This window comes from Streptomyces sp. NPDC057136, assembly GCF_042670885.1.
Classification (GTDB): domain Bacteria; phylum Actinomycetota; class Actinomycetes; order Streptomycetales; family Streptomycetaceae; genus Streptomyces.
Window position 1 is genome coordinate 43939 of record NZ_JBHUUV010000029.1, and the last position, 20705, is coordinate 64643.

A 20705-nucleotide genomic window follows, 5' to 3' on the forward strand; every position below is an offset into this window, starting at 1 on the left:
CATATGCACGGGGAGGGTTACGTGATCACGTTCAGGCTTGCAGAGAGCGACCTGCCGGGGCCGGCCTACGTAAAGGTCTACCGCGGAGGCATGACGTACGTGCTCAACCGAGGGATGTTCTTGCCCGAGCAGGCGGCCGCCCTCACCGCGGCGTCGCAGCTGGCTCTTAAGACTGTGGCTCACTTCCAGATGTGGAACGGCGAGATCGTGGAGCTCGGCCTCCCGGTTGACGAGCCGTCCCTGCTGCACCAAGTACGGCAGCGCTGAGCATCCGCCTGGCGCTGCGGGGGCGCTCAGGAGGACGACATGGGGTACGGGGAAAAGCGCGGCGACTACCACCGCGCCCGGTACAAGATCCAGGATGGAAAGCCGTACGGCACGGTCAAGGACGATGACGGCAATACGATCCGCTTCCGCACGAAGCGGGAAGCGGAGCAGGCCGCCGACGCCGCCGAAGTGGCGGTCCGTGCTGGCACCTACGTTGACCGCTCTGCCATCCCCACCTTCGCCGAGTACGTCAACCAGTGGTGGGCAGGCCAGGAGTTGGCCCCGTCGACCATGCAGAACTACCCCAGTCACATCCAGGGCCACCTGCTCCCCACGTTCGGGGACATGCTGATCACGTCGATCACCCGGGCTGACGTAGAGGCGTGGCAGAAGAACCAGCGGGCTGACTACGCCCAGTCCAGCGTGACGACGTACCGCAGCGTCCTGCACCTGATCCTGCAGGACGCTGTCGAGGACGTCCCCGCGATGGGGGCCAACCCTGCAGCGCAGCGACGCGGCCGTGGGCGCCGCGCTGGACGCTCGAAAGGGCGTGGCCCTGAGAAAGTGGTCACCGATCCCCTGGGCGCCCTCCTTGTGGCCGAGCGGGCGGCCATTCTCTCCGGCCGCGACGACGAGTTCGTAGAGACGGTCACCACCACCTACACAGGCATCCGGTGGGGCGAGGCCGTCGGTCTCGACAGGGCGTACGTCAGGCCCTCAAGCATCCAGATCGAGGAGCAGCTGTACGAGCTGGACGATGGCACCATGGTCCGCTGCCCGCCGAAGGACGACAGCTACAGGACCATCGACACCCCTCGGTTCCTGTCCGCGCTTCTGACCGACCACCTGCGTCGTACGTCTCCGAGCGCCTGCCCCTGCCACGGAATGCGCACGGTCTTCCGCGCGGCCGGCCTCCGCCAGGAGCTCCGCGTCCCGCGCGCCCGTATCGCGGAGCGTGCCGGTGTCTCGGCGGCCACGGTGTCCCGCGTGCAGAACCGGCCGGAGATGACCAGCCAGGCCACCCGCGACCGCGTGCGCTCCGCCATGGCGGAGCTGGGCGTGGTCGAGGACGTCGGCACGGACCAGCTGGTGCCGCACTGGAGTCGGGACGACCACAGGCACCGGATTTTCGCGCCTGCCGCGTCGGGCTGGTATCCGACGAAGGGCGCCGGCCATGCCGCCCACCCGGTCTGCGTGGTGGCGGGTGAACAGTGGCCTGGTGCCGTGGTGCGAGGTCGGTGGTCCGGCACGCAGGCGACCGCGTGCTGGGTGCCGGTGGCGGCCGGGCTCACCAACCACGGCCTGCGGCACTGCCACGCAACGTGGTTGGAGGATCTCGGGGCGCCCAAGGTGCTCATCGATGAGCGCATGGGGCACATGGACGGATCGGTGTCCGCACGCTACAAGCACGTCACCCAGGGAATGCGCGACAGAACGATGGCAGGGCTGACCGACATGTGGGAGCAGTCACTGACCGCACGGGCAACTCTGACACCCCGCTCCCCGGTGGCGGTGCTCGATCGGCTCCTGCAGGAGCACACGTCGCGGCACCTTCTCTCCCAGAATTCTCCCCAGAGGGTCATCTCCCAGACGCTCCGCCGTATGGGCACCACCGCTGACCTGCATATTTCCAATTGGGTCGCATAGCAAGCGACTTACTACTTCATGAAGTCCCCGCCGGTGCAGTACTTCGACGACGAGGCCGCCGCCAACGTCGAGAAGTTCATCTCGGGCGAGCTCGAGCGCTGAGCAGCCGTTCACGGCGCACAGCCTGACCGGGGCGATGAGCGTTAGCGCTCCTCCCCTTCCACACGTTGAGGGCCCCTGGGCAATCCGCCCAGGGGCCCTCAACGTGTGTGACGCTTGCTCACATGCCTGTCGTGCGTGATCTGCGCGTACTCCTGCGCCTTCGGTACTTCCGTCGTCTTCTCGCCGTACGGCTTCTTTCCCAGTCGGCCGACGGCGTCTACCAGGTCGCTCTCGCCACGCACGTCGTCTTCTCCCCGGAGAACCAGGCGACGCCCGGCGCCATCGCCTCCGCCATGGCGGTGCTGCTGCTGCCGTACTCCTTCGTCGGCCCTTTCGCCGGCGTCCTGCTGGACCGCTGGCCACGCCGTCAGGTCTTCCTGTACGGGAATCTGCTCCGCGCGGCACTCGCCTGCTGCACGGCCCTGCTGATCCTCAGTTCCGTACCCACCTGGCTCTTCTACGTCTCCGCCCTCTGCGTCACGGCAGTCAATCGCTTCGTGCTCGCCGGTCTGTCGGCGGCGCTCCCACGCGTGGTCGACGCCGACCGGCTCGTCGTCGCCAACTCCCTCTCGCCGACGGCCGGCACGCTGGCAGCTACTGCGGGCGGGGGGCTCGCCTTCGCCGTACGACTGCTGGCCGACGGGTCCGATTCCGCGGTGGTCCTGCTGGGAGCAACGATCTACCTCGTCTCGGCCGTGGTTTCGCTGAGCCTGCCGCGGCGACTGCTCGGTCCGGATACGGACGCAAGCCATCTACGGCTCCGCGAGGCACTGGCCACCACCACCCGTGGGCTCGCGGCCGGGCTGCGCCATCTGGCCGAACGGAAAGACGCAGCCCGCGCTCTGGGCGCCATGACCGTGATGCGCTTCTGCTACGGGGCTCTGACAGTGATGGTGCTGATGCTGTGCCGGTACGCATGGTCCGACACCGAGTCCGACGGGCTGGGCCTGCTGGGGCTGGCGCTGGGAGCCTCCGCAGCGGGGTTCTTCGTGGCCGCGGCGATGACTCCCTGGGCCGTGGGACGCCTGGGCCGGTTCGGCTGGATGGCGCTGTGCGCAGGCGCCGCCGCCGTCCTGGAGCCGGCGCTGGGCTTGTCGTTCGCCCTCAGGCCGATACTGATCGCGGCGTTCGTACTCGGACTTGTCACGCAGGGAGCGAAGATCGCCACGGACACGGTGGTGCAGACATCGGTGGACGATGCCTTCCGCGGCAGGATCTTCGCGCTCTACGACGTGCTCTTCAACGTCGCCTTCGTCGTCGCCGCTGCACTGTCCGCTCTGCTGCTGCCTGCTGACGGGCGGTCGGTCACCGTGGTGACCGGAGTGGCTGTCCTCTTCGCGGCTGTCTCCGTTGCGACGTTCCGATGGAGACGCGTCAAGGGAGTGCCGGGCGGGACTCCCTAACGCCGAGGGGCGCTGTTTCACGTGAAACAGCGCCCCTCGATGCGTCCGGTGCTGGTCATGTTTCACGTGAAACATGACCAGCACCGGCCTCAGCTCTGTGTGGCCCACCACTCCTTGAGCGCGGCGATTGCCGTACCGCGCTCCATCGGCCCGTTCTCCAGCCGCAGCTCCAGCAGGAACGTGTACGCCTTGCCGATCGCCGGCCCCGGACCGACACCCAGGATCTCCATGATCTCGTTGCCGTCCAGGTCGGGCCGGATCGAATCAAGCTCCTCCTGCTCCTGCAACTGGGCGATGCGCTCCTCAAGGCCGTCATACGTCCGCGAGAGAGCGCTCGCCTTGCGCTTGTTCCGCGTCGTGCAGTCCGAGCGGGTCAGCTTGTGCAGACGCTCCAGGAGGGGGCCGGCGTCGCGCACGTACCTGCGAACCGCCGAGTCGGTCCACTCCCCGTCGCCGTAGCCGTGGAAGCGCAGATGCAGCTCGACGAGCTTCGCGACGTCCTTGACCATGTCGTTGGAGTACTTGAGATCGGTCATCCGCTTCCTGGTCATCTTCGCGCCGACCATTTCGTGGTGGTGGAAGGAGACGCGGCCGTCCGTCTCGAAGCGACGAGTCCTCGGCTTGCCGATGTCGTGCAGCAGGGCGGCAAGCCTCAGTACGAGGTCGGGCCCGTCCTCTTCGAGGTCGATGGCCTGCTCGAGGACAGTCAGCGAATGCTCGTAGACGTCCTTGTGACGGTGATGCTCGTCACTCTCCAGCCGCAGCGCGGGAAGCTCCGGCATCACATGGGCTGCCAGGCCCGTGTCGACCAGGAGCCCCAGCCCCTTGCGCGGGTGGGCGGAGAGGAGCAGCTTGTTGAGCTCTTCCCGGACCCGTTCGGCCGAGACGATCTCGATCCGCCCAGCCATGTCCGTCATCGCTGCGACCACGTCAGGGGCGACCTCGAAGTCCAGCTGCGCGGCGAACCTCGCCGCACGGAGCATGCGCAGCGGGTCGTCGGAGAAGGACTCCTCCGGGGTTCCAGGGGTGCGCAGGACGCGCTCCGCGAGGTCCTTCAGGCCGCCGTGCGGGTCGATGAACTCCTTCTGCGGCAGCGCGACGGCCATCGCGTTGACCGTGAAGTCGCGGCGCACGAGGTCTTCCTCGATGGAGTCGCCGTAGGAGACCTCGGGCTTTCGCGAGGCCCTGTCGTACGCCTCCGACCGGTATGTCGTAACTTCGACCTGGTATCCGTCCTTCTGGGACCCGACAGTGCCGAAGGCGATCCCGACCTCCCACACCGAGTCCGCCCACGGCCGGACGATCTTGAGTACGTCCTCGGGGCGGGCGTCGGTCGTGAAGTCCAGGTCGTTTCCGAGCCTGCCGAGCAGCGCGTCGCGGACCGAGCCACCGACCAGGGCGAGGCTGAACCCGGCCTCCTGGAATCGGCGGGCGAGGTCGTCGGCGACCGGGGACACTCGCAGCAGTTCACTGACTGCGCGGTGCTGCACCTGGCTCAGTGCACTGGCGTTGTCTTCGTTGGCGTTCGGCACAACAGAAAAGGGTACGTGCACCGACCGGCCCGGGCGTCATTGTTTCTTTTGACCCTGCGAGACTCTCCCGATCATGTGGCGCAGTCCCCAGCACTTTGCTCCGGCGCACATCGTTACCATGCGGGGACGCAGAGACCGACAACGATCAGCAGTTGACGACGACGAGGGACGGGTAGGCGCGTGGCCGAGGCGGCAGACTTTCAGGGGATGAGTCCCGCTCCTGCCCGCCGGTGGCTGCGGCGCACAGCCTCCTTGCTCATCGGGGCACCGCTGCTGGCCGGCCTCCTCGGCGGCCCCACGGCTCCCGCGGCGCAGGCAGCGCAACCGGCGAAGGCTCCCACCGGCTCCACCACCGTCGCAGTGTCGCTCGACACACTGAGCCCCAGCGCGCCGGTGAAGGGGGACACCCTCACCGTTTCCGGCACCCTGACGAACAACGGCAGGGAGACGATCACCAGCGCGACGGTCGATCTGCGAGTGGGCCCGAAGCTGTCCGGCAGGACCGCGATCGACGATGCCGCCAAGCGCACCGGCTACGTACCGGGAGCCGATCCGGCTCCGCTCGGCGGCAAGTACACGGTGAAGACCGCGAATCTGCGGTCCGGGCTCAGCCAGGACTTCGAGCTCTCCGTGCCCGTCAGCAAACTGCCGTTGGACGAAGCAGGCGTCTACCAGCTCGGCGTCTCGCTCTCGGGCCAGACTGCCCGGGCGCGCTATGACCAGGTGCTGGGCATCCAGCGCACCTTTCTTCCCTGGCAGCCCAAGGAAAGCGACGCCAAGACCAAGCTGACCTACCTCTGGCCGCTCATCTCCTCGGCCCATGTCAGCGCCGAGACGGGCTCGGACGAACAGCAGACACCGGTCTTCTCCAACGACGACCTCGCGGCCGAGCTCGCCCCGGGCGGCCGGCTCGAACAGCTGGTCTCGCTGGGCCGTCGGCTCCCGGTGACGTGGGTCATCGACCCGGATCTGCTGGCCACGGTCGACGCGATGACGAAGAACTACCGGATCAAGGTCGGGGACACCACGGTCGCGGGAAAGAACCAGGACGTCGCCAAGCAGTGGCTGACGGCACTGGAGACGGCGGTGGAGGACGGCAAGGTGGTCGCGCTGCCGTTCGCCGACCCCGATCTGGCATCGATCGCGCACCGCGGCAAGAGCGTCTCGGGCACCCTCAGCCACCTGCAGACCGCCACCGAAGTGGCGGGTTCGACGGTGGAGACGATCCTCCATGTGAAGCCGTCCACCGACTTCGCCTGGCCGGTGGAGGGGGCGGTCGATCCATCGATCGTCGACGTCGCCACCTCGGCCGGCGCGCACAACGTGATCGCCCGCAGCGACAGCCTCGCCGAAACCGGCAGCCTTCTCTACACACCGACCGCGGCCCGGCCGATCGGCGGCGGCACCACTGCCGTCGTCGCTGACTACCGGCTCTCGACGGCGTTCAAGGGCGACATGTCGCATGCCGGGGACTCCACGCTCGCCGTCCAGAAGTTCCTGGCACAGACGCTGGCGCTCACGGAGCAGGACCCCGAGAAGCAGCGCAGCATCGTCGTCGCCCCCCAGCGGACCCCCAGCGCCTCCCAGGCGCAGTCGATGGCCGACTCCCTGCACGCGCTCATCGACGAGCGCTGGACACAGCCTCTCGACCTGACGGCCGCGGCCGAGGAGAAGCCCGACGCGCAGGCGACGAGCAAGGTGCCCCGGTCCTCCCAGTACCCGAAGAAGCTGCGCGGCCAGGAACTCCCCACCCAGGCGTTCCAGGACATCAGGACGACCAAGGACTCGCTCAACAGCTTCCAGGTCATCCTCACCCAGCCCGACCGGGTGGTGACTCCCTTCGGTAACGCGATCAACCGCTCCATGTCGACGTCATGGCGCGGCAGGCCTCTGGAGGCGCAGCGGTACCGTGACGCGGTACGCACGTATCTGCGCAGTCTCACCACCGAGGTCCAGCTCATTGCGAAGTCGGACGTCACCCTGTCCGGCCGGAGCGCGACGATTCCCGTCACGGTCCAGAACAAGCTGGTGCAGGGCGTCGACAACCTGGTCCTCCGACTGACCTCGGAAAACGCGACCCGCCTGAAGCTCAACGACGACGGCGCCGTGGCGGAGCAGCCCGTCAAGATCGCGGGCGGCCACAGCCAGTCCGTGAAATTCGACGCCGCTGCCAACGTCAACGGGCAAGTGCAGGTCACAGCACGGCTGTTCACCGAGGACGGCACACCGTACGGCGAAGAAATGACCTTCACGGTGAAGGTCTCGGAAGTCACGCCGACCGTGCTGCTCGTCATCGCCGGTGGACTGCTGCTGCTGGTCCTGGCAGGCATCAGGATGTACACACACCGCAAGCGCACCATCGCAAGCGACACAACGGAGGACAACGGCGGCGAACCCGAGCAGCCGAGTGACCCGACGCCGGACACTGGTCCGGAAAGCGGGGACCCGTCAGGAACGGGTGAGAAAGTGGACCGTTGAGCGATGTCTGTCGGGCCGGTCGGCCGGGGACGATGAGGTGGGGTTTCGATGAACGCGCCATACGACGGTGACCGCGGCCAGGGCGCGGGTGGAGGTGGGTCCTCCGGCGGGCCAACGGTCCCTCCGGGCGGCCACGAGAGCCCGACGCCCCCCGATCCGTATCTTCAGCACGCCTTCGACCACGATCCCTACCAGGCCCAGGATCTCGCGGCCCAGGACCCGGTGACCGAAGCGCTCTACGACCGCGCCTCGCACCCGCCGTCGCCCCCGGGCACGTTCCAGGAGCCGCAGCCCCTTTACCAGCAGCCGCCTGCGGCCCAGTACGCCCCCGATCCCCGGCTGTGGGCCCAGACACCCGCCCCGGAGCCCTCGGGCCCCTCCCGGCACCTCCCGTACGGCGACAACGCGGCGACCACCCAGTTCGTCGGAGTGGACGACCTGGTCACCCGCGCGTCCGACGACCGCGAGGAACCGGATGCCTTCGCCCACCTCTTCCGGGACCAGGAAGGCTCGGGAAAGCCCCCGGGTCCGCCTGAGCCCGAACCGTCTCCGGCTCCCGTACCGCCCAAGTCCGGCGGCCGGGCCTCCAGCCTGCTGAAGTCCAGTGCGCTGATGGCGGCCGGCACCCTGGTGTCGCGGCTCACCGGTTTCGTACGCAGCCTGGTGATCACCGCCGCGCTGGGTGCGGCATTGCTCGGTGACGCCTTCACCATCGCGTACACCCTGCCCACGATGATCTACATCCTCACCGTGGGCGGCGGACTGAACTCGGTGTTCGTCCCGCAGCTCGTCCGGTCCATGAAGGAGGACGAGGACGGCGGCGAGGCATTCGCGAATCGTCTGCTGACCCTCGTGATGGTCGCCCTCGGTGTGATCGTCGTGCTCGCGGTGTTCGCCGCACCGTGGCTGATCGGCATGATGTCGCGGACGATCGCCACCGATGCCGCCGCCAACAGCGTGGCCGTCACCTTCGCCAGGTACTGCCTGCCGACCATCTTCTTCATGGGTGTCCATGTCGTGATGGGCCAGATCCTGAACGCCCGCGGGAAGTTCGGCGCGATGATGTGGACCCCGGTCCTCAACAACGTCGTCATGATCTTCACGTTCGGTCTGTTCATCTGGGTCTACGGCACCTCGGGCGAGTCCCACATGGGTGTGGAGACGATCCCCGCGGACGGCGTCCGGCTCCTGGGCATCGGCACGCTGCTCGGCCTGGTCGTCCAGGCTCTTGCGATGATTCCGTACCTGCGGGAGGCGGGCTTCCGCTTCCGCCCGCGCTTCGACTGGAAGGGCCACGGGCTCGGAAAGACGATCAAGCTGGCCAAGTGGACCGTCCTGTTCGTCCTGGCCAACCAGGCGGGCGTGCTGGTCGTCACCCAACTGGCGACCTCGGCTGGTGCGGCATCCGGCACGGACGGCACGGGTTTCCTCGCCTACTCCAACGCCCAGCTGATCTGGGGCATGCCTCAGGCCATCATCACCGTCTCGGTCATGGCCGCTCTGCTCCCCCGTATCTCCCGGGCCGCCCATGACAACGACCCCGGTGCGGTCCGCGACGACATCTCGCAGGGGCTGCGCAACTCGGCCGTGGCCATCGTGCCGGTCGCCTTCACCTTCCTGGCGCTCGGCCTGCCCATGTGCACCCTGCTGTACGCGTCCAGCGGCACCGAAGCCGCCCGCTCCATGGGCTTCATCCTGATGGCGTTCGGTCTCGGTCTCATCCCGTACTCCGTGCAGTACGTCGTGCTGCGTGGCTTCTACGCGTACGAGGACACCCGCACCCCCTTCTACAACACCGTCATCGTCGCCGCGGTCAACGCAGCCGCCTCCGCCCTCTGCTACGTGGTCCTTCCGGCCCAGTGGGCAGTCGTCGGCATGGCCGCCTCGTACGGGCTGGCCTACGCAGTCGGCGTCGGTATCGCCTGGCGCCGGCTGCGCAACCGGCTGGGCGGCGACCTGGACGGCGCCCACATCGTGCGCACCTACGCCCGCCTCTGCCTGGCAGCGGTGCCTGCGGCCATTGTCGGCGGCGGCGTCGGATTCGCCCTCCTGATGGCTCTCGGCGAGGGTGCTCTCGGCTCGCTCGCCGCCCTGGTCTGCGGCGGCATCGTGCTGCTGGGAGTCTTCTTCCTGGCGGCGAAGAAGATGCGCATCGAAGAACTCAACGGCATGGTCGGCATGGTCCGGGGGCGACTCGGACGCTAAAGGGGAGCCGGGCCGCACAACCATCGCCGGACACCGCGTGTCGTGCATAGCGCCGGAGTGTGGGCACAATTGGCGTGACTGTGCAGAGCCGGCTGGCATCGCTCAACGGATGGGGAGGCAGGAACGACGGTGGCGGAACGTAGCACGGCTGCCGTCGACGTGGCCGACAACAGCGGCGACGAGCCGCTGACCGCCAAGGCGGACGAGGCCACGACCGACGGGACCGCGGAACCCCAGGACGCAGCAGGCGTGAGCCCCAAGGACGCGGCCGGTGGGCCAGAGGGCTCGCGTGCCATTCCCCCGGCGCCCGATGTGCACAGTGGCCACAAACTCGCCGGCCGCTATCGCCTCGAAGAGTGCGTCACCCGTCTGGACGGATTCAGCAGCTGGCGCGCTGTGGACGAGAAACTGCGCCGTGCGGTGGGGGTGCATCTCCTCCCCGCGGACCACCCGCGAGCCCGCTCCGTGCTGGCCGCCGCCCGATCCTCCGCTCTGCTCGGCGACCCGCGCTTCGTGCAGGTACTGGACGCCGTCGAGGAGGACGACCTCGTTTACGTCGTCCATGAATGGCTTCCGGACGCCACCGAGCTCACCGCTCTGCTGGCCTCGGGGCCGATGGAGGCCCACGACGCCTACCAGCTCGTCAGCCAGATCTCGCAGGCGATGGCAGCCGCTCACCGTGAGGGCCTCGCGCATCTGAGGCTCACACCTGGAGCCGTGCTGCGCAGTTCGACCGGGCAGTACCGGATTCGCGGCCTCGCCGTGAACGCCGCCCTGCGCGGCGTCACCGCGGAACGCCCGCTGCGCACGGACACCGAAGCCATCGGAGCGCTGCTCTACGCCGCACTGACCCATCGTTGGCCCTACGAGAACGATGCCTACGGGCTTTCGGGGCTCCCCAAGGGCGTCGGGCTGATCGCCCCCGACCAGGTGCGGGCCGGGGTCCACCGCGGGCTCTCGGAAATCGCCATGCGGGCGCTCGCCAACGACGGCGCGACCGCCTCCCGGCAGGAACAGCCCTGCACCACGCCGGACGAGCTGGCGAAGGCCGTCGCGGCCATGCCGCGCATCCTGCCGCCGGAACCGACGTTCACCGCACCACCCGAGTACCAGCGCACGACCTACCAGCAGGGCACCTACGGACGCCCCTCGTCCCGTCCGAACCATGCGACACAGCCCGTCATGGCGCCGCCGCCCCCGCTGCAGAGCCGCACCGGCAGGGCCCTGAAATGGGCCGTGTCCGCCCTTCTGATCGCGGCGCTCGGTCTGGGCAGCTGGCAGCTGGCCGAGACCGTCCTCGACCGGGGCAAGGACCCCGTGGACCCGGGCACCAGCCAGACGACCCCGGACGACGACGACAAGAAGAACGAGGCGAACGAAACCGGCAAGCCCATCGCCATCGCCGGTGCCAGGGACTACGACCCGCTCGGTGCGGACGGCTCCGAGAAGCCCGCCGCGATAAAGAACGTGCACGACGGTGATACCACCACCTTCTGGCACACCGACGGCTACTTCAGCGCCGACTTCGGCAGGCTCAAGGAAGGCGTCGGAGTCGTTCTCGACCTGGGCAAGGTCCAGCAGGTCGGAACCGTGGACGTCTCCTTCCTCGGAGGCACCACCTCGGTCGAACTCCGAACGACGGAAAGCTCGTCCGTGCCGGCACTTCCCGGTGGTTTCACCAAGGTCGCCGACGGATCAGGTACGAAGGTGTCGCTCAAGCCCGACGAACCGGTGAAGGCGCGGTACGTTCTGGTCTGGCTGACCAATCTGCCGCTGAGCGACGACGGTAGATTCCGCGGCAAGGTTTCGGATATCAAAATCACCAGCTGACGGCACCAGGGGAGGGGGCTCACCGTTGGACAACGCCAGATTCGCCGACACGAACGACCAGGACCTCCTGGCCCAGCACGTCGCAGGCGAACCGGACGCCTTCGGCGAGCTCGTACGGCGTCACCGTGACCGGCTCTGGGCCGTGGCCCTGCGCACGCTCGGCGACCGCGAGGAAGCAGCAGACGCGGTACAGGACGCCCTGATCTCCGCCTTCCGCGCTGCCCACACCTTCCGAGGCCAGTCCGCGGTCACCACGTGGCTGCACCGCATCACCGTCAATGCCTGCCTCGATCGCGCGCGCAAGGCCGCCTCCCGGAAGACAGCCCCGGTCGACGACGCCGATCGGCTCGATCAGCTCCTGGAACCCCACGAGTCCGCCGAGGCACCCGCCGAACGCCAGGATCTGCACCGCGAGCTCCTGGCCGCCCTGGCCAAACTGCCGGTGGAACAGCGCGCCGCGCTCGTCCTCGTCGACATGCAGGGCTATCCGGTCGCCGAGGCCGCCCGCATCCTCGACGTCCCGACCGGCACCGTGAAAAGCCGCTGCGCACGGGGACGCGCCAGACTGGTCCCCATGCTCACTCATCTCCGCGGTGATGCCAGGGATAGCGGCGACCTCACCGTGGGAAGGAACCGCACGCAGGGGACATCCGTCCCACCGGCGTCGGGACCTAGAGATGCAGGGGCAAGTGATCCTGCTGCTGCGAAGGGAGGAGGTGGGCGCTCGTGACTTCCACGGCCGACACGGATCAGCACCCGGACGTCTCGGAGATCTCAGATCTCACGGAGGGGCTCCTCTCCGCCTCCCGCACAGCGGACGTCCGTCATCACATCGACGGATGTGCGCTCTGCGACGATGTCCTGAGCTCACTCGAAGAGATCCGCAGCCTTCTCGGAACGCTGCCCGGCTCCCCACGGATGCCCGACGACGTCGCCGGCCGTATCGATGCCGCACTCGCCGCCGAAGCACTCCTGAACGCCACCGCGCCCGCTGAGGCGACCTCTGTTTCACGTGAAACAGAACCCGCAGCCGAGGAATCAGCCGGCTCCAAGCCCAGCCCGACAGACCGCCCTGCAGGGCGCCCACGGGGCGCGACCGGTCCCAGTCGTCGTCCCGCCCGCCGTCGGCGCCGGACGGCCGTGCTCGGTGCCGCGTTCGGCGCAGCCGTTGTCGGCGTGAGCGTCTTCCTGTTGCAGTCGGTTCAGCCTTCTCAGAACTCGGATTCCTCCAAGATGGCGGACAGGAGCTCAAGCGCGGCCGAGGACAGTACGCGCACCTACGCGGAAGGCACTCTGGAGCGTCGCGTCGACGCCCTGCTGAGCAGCGCGACGGCTTCGGAGCGACCGGGCGGCGAGAAGCGGGAACCGACCGTCGACTCCCAGTTGACCCCCGAGGTCTCGTCTGCGGACCCCTCGGCGCCCAGGAATCCTCTGCGCACGCCCGCCGTGTATGTCCCCTCCTGCGTACAGCAGGGCACCGGTCGCACCACCCCGCCCCTGGCCGTGGAACAAGGCATCTACCAGGGAACCGACGCCTACCTCGTCGTCCTGCCCCACACATCGGACGCCTCGCGCGTACAGGCATATGTCGTCGATGCGGCCTGCGTGGACGCCACTCCTGCGGCAAAGGGAACGTTGCTCCTCACTCACTCCTACGCCCGCTCCTGAACTCCGCGCCGAATGCCGCGGCACGTCGGGGAATGCATGGCCCGTAGGATCCGTTGGGTGGGGTGAGAGTCGTTGAACCGGCCCCAGTAGGCAGTAGGCAGTCTGCAGAGACGAGGAAGACACCCGTGAGCGACGTCCGTAATGTGATCATCATCGGTTCCGGGCCGGCGGGTTACACCGCCGCCCTGTACACGGCTCGCGCGTCGCTGAAGCCGCTGGTGTTCGAGGGCGCCGTCACCGCCGGTGGTGCTCTGATGAACACCACCGACGTGGAGAACTTCCCGGGCTTCCAGGACGGCATCATGGGCCCCGAGCTCATGGACAACATGCGCGCACAGGCCGAGCGCTTCGGTGCGGAGCTCATCCCCGACGACGTGGTCGCCGTCGACCTGACCGGTGACATCAAGACCGTCACCGACACCGCGGGCACGGTCCACAGGGCCAAGGCCGTCATCGTCACCACCGGTTCCCAGCACCGCAAGCTCGGCCTGCCCAACGAGGACGCCCTCTCCGGACGCGGCGTCTCCTGGTGCGCAACCTGCGACGGGTTCTTCTTCAAGGACCAGGACATCGCTGTGGTGGGCGGCGGCGACACGGCGATGGAGGAAGCAACCTTCCTTTCCCGCTTCGCCAAGTCCGTCACGATCGTCCACCGCCGTGACTCCCTGCGTGCCTCCAAGGCCATGCAGGAGCGCGCATTCGCCGACCCGAAGATCAAGTTCGCCTGGGACAGCGAGGTCGCCGCGGTCCAGGGCGAGCAGAAGCTTTCCGGTCTGACTCTGCGTAACACCAAGACGGGCGAGCTCTCCGAGCTCGCGGTGACCGGCCTGTTCATCGCAGTGGGCCACGACCCGCGCACCGAGCTCTTCAAGGGCCAGCTCGACCTGGACGACGAGGGCTACCTCCAGGTCGAAGCACCCTCGACGCGCACCAACCTGTCGGGCGTGTTCGGCGCCGGAGATGTCGTCGACCACACCTACCGGCAGGCCATCACCGCCGCCGGTACCGGATGCTCCGCCGCGCTCGATGCCGAACGCTTCCTTGCCGCGCTCGCCGACGAGAAGCTCGCCGAACCGGAGAAGACCCCCGCGGTCTGACCCACGGCACCCCCACCCCACACCCCCGCGAAGTTAAGGAGGCCGCCGTGGCCGGCGACCTGAAGAACGTGACCGACGACACCTTCGACGAGGTAGTCCTCAACAGCACGAAGCCCGTACTGGTGGACTTCTGGGCCGCTTGGTGCGGTCCGTGCCGTCAGATCGCCCCCTCGCTGGAGGCAATCGCGGCTGAGCACGGGGACCAGATCGAGATCGTCAAGCTCAACATCGACGAGAACCCGGCCACCGCCGCCAAGTACGGCGTGATGTCCATCCCGACGCTCAACGTCTACCAGGGCGGCGAGGTCGCCAAGACCATCGTCGGCGCCAAGCCGAAGGCCGCGATCCTTCGCGACCTCGAAGCCTTCATCGGCGAGTAGTAGGCAGCGCACTCTGTTTCACGTGAAACGGGCCCACCCCTCGGGGTGGGCCCGTTTCTGTATGTGCGCCGGTCTGCTCAGAGAGGCCGCAGCGCAGGCTCCTTCTGAACAGCTCCCAGCAACCTGTCCAAGGCCAGCTCGACGTCTTCCTTCCAGGACAGCGTCGTCCGCAGTTCCAGTCGCAGACGTGGGTACTTGGGATGCGGCCGTACGGTCTTGAAGCCGACCGCCAGCAAGTGGTCCGCCGGCAGGACACAGGCCGGTTCTTTCCACCGTGCGTCCCCGAACGCCTCGATCGCCTTGAACCCGCGCCGCAGCAGATCCTTCGCAACCGTCTGCACCAACACCCGGCCCAGCCCCTGCCCCTGATAGCCAGGCAGGACCAAGGCGGTCATCAGTTGCACCGCGTCGGGCGACACAGGGCTCGTGGGAAACGCGGTCGCGCGGGGCACATAGGCAGGCGGCGCGTAGAGAACGAAGCCGGCCGGCACATCGTCCACGTAGACAACTCGGCCGCAGGAGCCCCACTCCAGCAGAACCGCGGAGATCCAGGCTTCCTTCTCCAGTTCGGGCCTGCCCGCCTTTACCGCAGCTTCCCCGCTGACCGGGTCAAGCTCCCAGAAGACACACGAGCGGCAGCGTCTGGGGAGATCCGGAAGGTTGTCCAAGGTGAGCGGTACGAGCCGACGCCCCATGAAGGCGGTTCCTCACTTCCTACGCCCGCCGCACCACGTGCGGCTGCCAGCGCACTCCGTTCACGAAACAAGCTGCCGAAGAACCCTCCGACGGCCCCCAAGCCCAAGCCCACTGTCACCAGCCGGCTGCGGCTCACTGTTCGCATACCCCCGACCTCCTCCGAGGTGGCATCAAGGTGGGTGCGCCATACCAGAACGCATCGTATCCACCCAGACGTCCCACGGGAACCGGGAAAGAGCAAAGGGCGGGCCGTGGTCCGGAATTCGCCTGGACCACGGCCCGCCCTCAGTTCGATCCGGGAGATCAGTCCTCGTCGCCCTCGGCAGGCTCTTCGGAAAGTCCTCGGTCCAGCACACGCCCCTCGCCCGGTGCGAGGCTGCCGAGAATGCGGTCCAGATCCTCCATCGAGGCGAACTCGACGACGATCTTGCCCTTCTTCTGACCGAGGTCGACCTTCACCCGCGTCTCGAAGCGGTCCGAGAGCCGGGTGGCCAGATCACTCAGAGCCGGGGACAGCCGACCACCCGCCCGCGGGCCCTTCGGCTTGGCAGAACTCGTAGGAGTGGACCCCAGGAGAGTCACGATCTCCTCCACCGCCCGCACCGAGAGCCCTTCGGCGACGATGCGGTGGGCGAGCCGGTCCTGCTCCTCGGAGTCCTCCACCGACAGCAGCGCCCGGGCGTGACCGGCCGACAGCACGCCCGCCGCGACCCTGCGCTGCACCGGCGGCGAGAGCCGCAGAAGACGCAGTGTGTTGGAGACCTGCGGACGGGACCGGCCGATCCGGTCAGCGAGCTGGTCGTGCGTGCACTTGAAGTCCCTCAGCAGCTGGTCGTACGCCGCCGCCTCTTCCAAGGGGTTCAGCTGAGCACGGTGAAGGTTCTCCAGCAGCGCGTCGAGAAGCAGCTTCTCGTCGTCGGTCGCCCGGACGATCGCGGGAATCCGCTCCAGGCCGGCCTCACGGCACGCCCTCCATCGCCGCTCACCCATGATGAGCTCGTAGCGGTCCTCCGCCACCTTGCGCACCACGACGGGCTGGAGGAGACCGACCTCCTTGATCGAGGTGACCAGCTCGGCGAGAGCATCCTCGTCGAACACCTCACGCGGCTGCCGGGGATTTGGAGTGATCGACCCCAGAAGAACCTCGGCGAAGTACGCTCCGGCCGCATCCCTCATCTCGGCCGCCGACTCCGGCTCCGTGGGGGCGCTGGGTTCCGGCACCACCGGAGCAGCAGGCAACGTGGTCACCTTGGCCGCGGCCACACCGCGCTCGGCGGTGAGTATCGGAATCGCGCCCGCCCCGGACCCGGGGGACCCGACCTGCCGCTCCTGCGGTGCAGCGGGGATCAGCGCACCGAGCCCACGTCCCAGCCCTCTTCGACGCTCACTCACTGGATGCCCTCCGAAACGCTCTGCTGGCTGTTCTGACTGCCCGTCTGGGCGTGCTGGGCCTCGTAGTGCACCCCGACGCCCCTCAAGGCGATCTCACGGGCCGCCTCGAGGTACGACAAGGAACCGCTGGACCCCGGGTCGTACGTCAGCACCGTCTGCCCGTAGCTCGGCGCCTCGGAAATGCGCACCGACCGCGGAATGCTCGTCCGTAGCACCTCCTTGCCGAAGTGCGTGCGCACCTCCTCCGCGACCTGGGAAGCGAGTCGGGTCCTGCCGTCGTACATCGTGAGCAGGATCGTCGACACATGCAGATCCGGGTTGAGGTGTCCTCGCACCAGGTCGACGTTCCTCAGCAGCTGCCCCAGCCCCTCCAGCGCGTAGTACTCGCACTGGATGGGGATCAGCACCTCGGCTCCGGCAACGAGAGCGTTGACCGTCAGCAGACCGAGCGAGGGCGGGCAGTCGATGAGGATGTAGTCGAGCGGCTGCTCGTACGCCTGGATCGCCCGCTGCAGTCGGCTCTCCCGTGCCACGAGTGACACCAGCTCGATCTCCGCACCGGCGAGATCGATGGTGGCAGGAGCACAGAAGAGACCTTCGATGTCCGGGACGGGCTGGACCACTTCGGAGAGCGGCCTGCTGTCGACGAGGACGTCATAGATGGAGGGGACTTCGGCGTGGTGGTCGATCCCCAGAGCCGTGGAGGCGTTCCCCTGCGGGTCGAGGTCGACCACCAGGACGCGAGCACCGTGAAGTGCCAGGGAGGCTGCAAGGTTGACCGTGGAGGTCGTCTTGCCCACCCCGCCCTTCTGGTTGGCCACCACCATGACGCGCGTCTGGTCAGGGCGGGGCAGACCCTCGCCGGCGCGGCCGAGGGCCTCAACCGCCAGCTGGGCCGCACGACCGATGGGTGTGTCGTCCATCGGAGGCGGTGTTTCACGTGAAACACCCTCCCCCGCAGACTCGGTTCGGGGACCGGGGACCGGATCGGTCATCGGTCCCGCGATGTTGGCGTCGGACCGCAAGGATTCACTCTCCTCGACTTCAGGCTCGCAATGAGCAGAGCCTGCCATGCTTTCGGGGTCGTGAACCAGCGAGGCCCGCTCTTCTGTGGATGAATCCACTTCTGTGGACAACTCGGCAGCCCGTACGAGCTTGCGCTCGCGCGGCGTGGCAGCCGCACGACCGCGGCTGATGATTCCCTGCAGCAGAGAGCGACGTTTCACGTGAAACACGATGCCTGCGAAGCGCCGTCAGCCCTCTACGACACTCCGCACCAGGTACGTATGGCTGCTTGTATGGAGCATCACTGATAGAAGGTATGAACTGTACGTAACAGCCCGAAACGCCCAGTCACGACCGAGTCCGGGCTGCGATTCAGCGGCGTCGGCGGGTGCGGCTGACCCTCGCGGCCTTGGCCCTCTTTGCGGCGAACCTCACACCGCCAGGGCTCTCCCCGACCACCACGCGCACCACTGTGGTCGTCGGATCGACCACGCCCTCACCGACGTGCAGCACCTCGGTCTCCACCACCCCGAGCTTACTGAGCGCCGCGCGAGCCCCGTTGATCTCCTCCTCGGCGGTGTCGCCCTTGAGCGCCAGCATCTCCCCGTACGGACGCAGCAACGGAACGCCCCATCCAGCGAGGCGGTCGAGCGGAGCCACGGCGCGAGCCGTCACGACGTGCACCGGCTGCAAGGTACCGAGAACCTCCTCGGCCCTGCCTCGCACGACCGTCACATGATCAAGCCCCAGCAGCTCGACGACTTCCTGGAGAAAATTGGTCCGCCTCAGCAGCGGCTCCAGCAAGGTGATCTTCAGGTCCGGCCGCACCAGGGCCAGGGGGATACCGGGAAGACCCGCCCCGGAGCCCACGTCGCAGACCGTGACACCCTCCGGAACCGCCTCGGAGAGCACCGCGCAGTTCAGCAGGTGCCGCTCCCACAGCCGCGGTACTTCGCGCGGACCGATCAGCCCTCGCTTTACCCCCGCGTCCGCAAGCAGTTCCGCGTACCGGACAGCCTCTGGGAAGAGCTCACCGAATACCGCCTGCGCCTCCTGAGGCGCCTGGGGGAGCTCTGCTGCCTCCGTCACGGGGACCGTCCTTCCGTACCGCACTAGCGCACTGTGGGTGGCTGACTATCAGGCTGACAAAGATCGGCCCCGCCTGCGAACAGACGGGGCCGACAGTACAAGGGTCCGGTCAGGCCGGCAGAACGACGACGAAGCGCTGCGGCTCCTCGCCCTCCGACTCGCTGCGCAGACCTGCTGCCGCGACCGCGTCGTGCACGACCTTGCGCTCGAACGGCGTCATGGGGTCCAGTTTCACCGGCTCACCGGAGCTCTTGACCTCGTCCGCGGCCTTGGCGCCCAGCTCGGCGAGAACCTCACGCTTCTGGGCCCGGAAGCCGCCGATGTCCAGCATCAGACGGCTGCGGTCACCGGTCTCCCGGTGGACGGCGAGACGCGTCAGCTCCTGCAGCGCCTCCAGCACCTCACCGTCACGCCCCACCAGCTTCTGCAGATCACGCGCCGACTCGCTGATGATCGAGACCGCCGCCCGGTCCGCCTCGACGTCCATGTCGATATCGCCGTCGAGGTCGGCGATGTCGAGCAGGCCCTCAAGGTAATCGGCCGCGATCTCACCCTCCTGCTCGAGGCGGGTCATGGTGTCGCTGCCCTCAGCGGCCGTGGTAACGGTGCCTTCCGTCACGGATGCACTCCTTCTTACTTCTTGGACGGGTGCTTGGGCCGCTGCGGGCCCTTGCGCTGTCCGGACTTGGCTTGGCGTGAGGAGCCGGAAGCGGGCTTGCCCGCCGGCTTCGGCTGGTCGTCCTGTGCTGCGTCCTGCGAGTCGTCCCGCTTCTCCAGCGAGGTCTTGGCCTCCGGCTCGGTGGAGTCGGATTCCTTGGCCCCGCCGGGCTGGGCCCCACCCGTGTGACGCTTCGCCTTGGTCTGGCGCTTGGGCTGCTGGCGCTTCGGCGCGGGAGCACCCTCCGCCTCGGCGATCGCGGCGTCGCTCTTCGCGACGGTGCCGTCCTCCTGCGCCGCGAGACCCAGCTTGGCCAGACCGGTGATGAACTTGCGCTCGATGTCGTTACGGTCCGCGCCCTTGGCCACGACCCGCTTTACGGTGTTGCGCCGCGTCCGGCCGCGTACCTGCTTATGAGTGGTGACGCTCTTCAGCAGACGCCCCAGGTACTGCTCCTGCGCCTTGCTGCCCGGCGTCGGGTTCTGGTTGATCACGTACATCTGCTGACCCATGGTCCAGACGTTGGTGGTCAGCCAGTACACGAGGACACCGACGGGGAAGTTGATGCCCATCACAGCGAAGATGATCGGGAAGATGTACATCAGCATCTTCTGCTGCTGCATGTACGGGGTCTTCACGGTCAGGTCGACGTTCTTCGTCATCAGCTGGCGCTGCGTGAAGAACTGCGAAGCCGACATCATCACGATCATGATCGCGGTGACGACGCGAACGTCGGTCAGCGAGGCGCCGAGCGCCTGGACCTTCTCTTCGCTGTCCATGAACTTCGCGGCCAGCGGAGCGCCGAAGATGTGCGCCTGACGTGCGCTGTCCAGCAGCGGCTGGTCGATTTCGCCGATCGTCTTGCCCGAGGCGATGGACGAGAGCACGTGATACAGGGCAAAGAAGAACGGGGACTGCGCCAGGATGGGAAGGCACGAGGAGAGCGGGTTGGTACCCGTCTCCTTGTACAGCTTCATCATCTCTTCGGACTGACGCTGCTTGTCGTTCTTGTAGCGCTCCTGGATCGCCTTCATCTTCGGCTGGAGCACCTGCATGTTCCGGGTGGACTTGATCTGCTTAACGAAAAGCGGGATCAGACAGATCCGGATCAGGACCACCAGGGACACGATGGACAGGCCCCAGGCCCACCCCGTGTCATCACCGAAGATCGCCCCGTACAACTTGTGGAACTGGACGATGACCCAGGAAACGGGCCACGTGATGAAGCTGAACAGACTGGCAATCGTGTCCACTAA

17 protein-coding genes are annotated in these 20705 nt (G+C 67.6%); 10 read left to right on the top strand and 7 right to left on the bottom strand.

The window, feature by feature from the left end; translation table 11 throughout:
• Window positions 1-21 precede the first annotated feature (21 nt).
• The 3 genes from ACFT7S_RS28405 to ACFT7S_RS28415 all read left to right on the top strand — a co-directional run bounded on the left by ACFT7S_RS28405 (window position 22) and on the right by ACFT7S_RS28415 (window position 3419).
• Window positions 22-267 (top strand): hypothetical protein, encoded by a 246-nt coding sequence (locus ACFT7S_RS28405; protein ID WP_382736674.1) that lies wholly within the window; start codon window positions 22-24, stop codon window positions 265-267.
• Window positions 268-306: 39 nt separating this feature from the next.
• Window positions 307-1914: a LacI family DNA-binding transcriptional regulator gene (locus tag ACFT7S_RS28410; RefSeq protein ID WP_382736676.1), complete on the top strand. Its 1608-nt coding sequence runs from the start codon at window positions 307-309 to the stop codon at window positions 1912-1914.
• A gap of 224 nt (window positions 1915-2138) precedes the next feature.
• Complete coding sequence (locus ACFT7S_RS28415) at window positions 2139-3419, top strand: MFS transporter (protein ID WP_382736678.1); 1281 nt, start codon at window positions 2139-2141, stop codon at window positions 3417-3419.
• 89 nt (window positions 3420-3508) lie between these two features.
• Here the strand turns inward: ACFT7S_RS28415 and ACFT7S_RS28420 are convergent, their stop codons facing one another.
• The gene (locus ACFT7S_RS28420) at window positions 3509-4951 is read right to left on the bottom strand and encodes a CCA tRNA nucleotidyltransferase (RefSeq protein ID WP_382736680.1); all 1443 of its coding nucleotides are present in this window, start codon (window positions 4949-4951) and stop codon (window positions 3509-3511) included.
• A 180-nt stretch (window positions 4952-5131) separates the two neighbouring features.
• Here ACFT7S_RS28420 and ACFT7S_RS28425 point away from each other — a divergent pair, with 180 nt between their 5' ends.
• From ACFT7S_RS28425 to trxA, 7 genes are all read left to right on the top strand, one after another.
• Window positions 5132-7429 carry a DUF6049 family protein gene (locus tag ACFT7S_RS28425; RefSeq protein WP_382736682.1) on the top strand — a complete coding sequence of 766 codons (2298 nt, stop codon included), beginning with the start codon at window positions 5132-5134 and terminating at the stop codon, window positions 7427-7429.
• Window positions 7430-7477: 48 nt separating this feature from the next.
• The gene (gene murJ / locus ACFT7S_RS28430) at window positions 7478-9634 is read left to right on the top strand and encodes a murein biosynthesis integral membrane protein MurJ (RefSeq protein ID WP_382736684.1); all 2157 of its coding nucleotides are present in this window, start codon (window positions 7478-7480) and stop codon (window positions 9632-9634) included.
• Window positions 9635-9763: 129 nt separating this feature from the next.
• Window positions 9764-11464 (top strand): serine/threonine protein kinase, encoded by a 1701-nt coding sequence (locus ACFT7S_RS28435; protein ID WP_382736686.1) that lies wholly within the window; start codon window positions 9764-9766, stop codon window positions 11462-11464.
• A 25-nt stretch (window positions 11465-11489) separates the two neighbouring features.
• Window positions 11490-12194, top strand: a complete 705-nt coding sequence (sigM, locus tag ACFT7S_RS28440) for an RNA polymerase sigma factor SigM (RefSeq protein WP_382736688.1) — start codon at window positions 11490-11492, stop codon at window positions 12192-12194.
• The gene (locus ACFT7S_RS28445; RefSeq protein WP_382736690.1) at window positions 12191-13132 is read left to right on the top strand and encodes a hypothetical protein; all 942 of its coding nucleotides are present in this window, start codon (window positions 12191-12193) and stop codon (window positions 13130-13132) included. Before sigM ends, ACFT7S_RS28445 begins: the two co-directional genes overlap by 4 nt.
• 125 nt (window positions 13133-13257) lie before the next feature.
• Window positions 13258-14229, top strand: coding sequence for a thioredoxin-disulfide reductase (gene trxB, locus ACFT7S_RS28450; RefSeq protein WP_382736691.1), 972 nt, complete (start codon window positions 13258-13260; stop codon window positions 14227-14229).
• 47 nt (window positions 14230-14276) lie between these two features.
• Window positions 14277-14609 carry a thioredoxin gene (gene trxA / locus ACFT7S_RS28455; RefSeq protein ID WP_382736693.1) on the top strand — a complete coding sequence of 111 codons (333 nt, stop codon included), beginning with the start codon at window positions 14277-14279 and terminating at the stop codon, window positions 14607-14609.
• A 77-nt stretch (window positions 14610-14686) separates the two neighbouring features.
• Here trxA and ACFT7S_RS28460 read toward each other — a convergent pair whose 3' ends face one another.
• The 6 genes from ACFT7S_RS28460 to yidC form a co-directional block, all read right to left on the bottom strand.
• A complete protein-coding gene (locus tag ACFT7S_RS28460) occupies window positions 14687-15304 on the bottom strand; it encodes a GNAT family N-acetyltransferase (RefSeq protein ID WP_382736695.1) in 618 nt (205 codons plus the stop codon).
• A 304-nt stretch (window positions 15305-15608) separates the two neighbouring features.
• Window positions 15609-16697, bottom strand: coding sequence for a ParB/RepB/Spo0J family partition protein (locus tag ACFT7S_RS28465; protein ID WP_382736697.1), 1089 nt, complete (start codon window positions 16695-16697; stop codon window positions 15609-15611).
• Window positions 16694-17770: a ParA family protein gene (locus ACFT7S_RS28470; RefSeq protein WP_382736698.1), complete on the bottom strand. Its 1077-nt coding sequence runs from the start codon at window positions 17768-17770 to the stop codon at window positions 16694-16696. Before ACFT7S_RS28470 ends, ACFT7S_RS28465 begins: the two co-directional genes overlap by 4 nt.
• A gap of 304 nt (window positions 17771-18074) precedes the next feature.
• Window positions 18075-18791, bottom strand: a complete 717-nt coding sequence (gene rsmG / locus ACFT7S_RS28475) for a 16S rRNA (guanine(527)-N(7))-methyltransferase RsmG (protein WP_382736700.1) — start codon at window positions 18789-18791, stop codon at window positions 18075-18077.
• Window positions 18792-18900: 109 nt separating this feature from the next.
• Entirely contained in the window at window positions 18901-19410 is a 510-nt protein-coding gene (locus tag ACFT7S_RS28480; RefSeq protein WP_382736702.1) for a protein jag, read from the bottom strand.
• A 14-nt stretch (window positions 19411-19424) separates the two neighbouring features.
• Window positions 19425-20702 carry a membrane protein insertase YidC gene (gene yidC, locus ACFT7S_RS28485; protein ID WP_382736704.1) on the bottom strand — a complete coding sequence of 426 codons (1278 nt, stop codon included), beginning with the start codon at window positions 20700-20702 and terminating at the stop codon, window positions 19425-19427.
• Between the last annotated feature and the right edge of the window lie 3 nt (window positions 20703-20705).

What these genes read in the sequence shown, in the direction of transcription:
- ACFT7S_RS28410 (WP_382736676.1), top strand. Translation starts at nt 307, where the DNA reads ATGGGGTACGGGGAAAAGCGCGGCGACTACCACCGCGCCCGGTACAAG.
- ACFT7S_RS28415 (WP_382736678.1), top strand. Translation starts at nt 2,139, where the DNA reads ATGCCTGTCGTGCGTGATCTGCGCGTACTCCTGCGCCTTCGGTACTTC.
- murJ (WP_382736684.1), top strand. Translation starts at nt 7,478, where the DNA reads ATGAACGCGCCATACGACGGTGACCGCGGCCAGGGCGCGGGTGGAGGT.
- ACFT7S_RS28460 (WP_382736695.1), bottom strand. Translation starts at nt 15,304, where the DNA reads ATGGGGCGTCGGCTCGTACCGCTCACCTTGGACAACCTTCCGGATCTC.
- ACFT7S_RS28470 (WP_382736698.1), bottom strand. Translation starts at nt 17,770, where the DNA reads ATGGCAGGCTCTGCTCATTGCGAGCCTGAAGTCGAGGAGAGTGAATCC.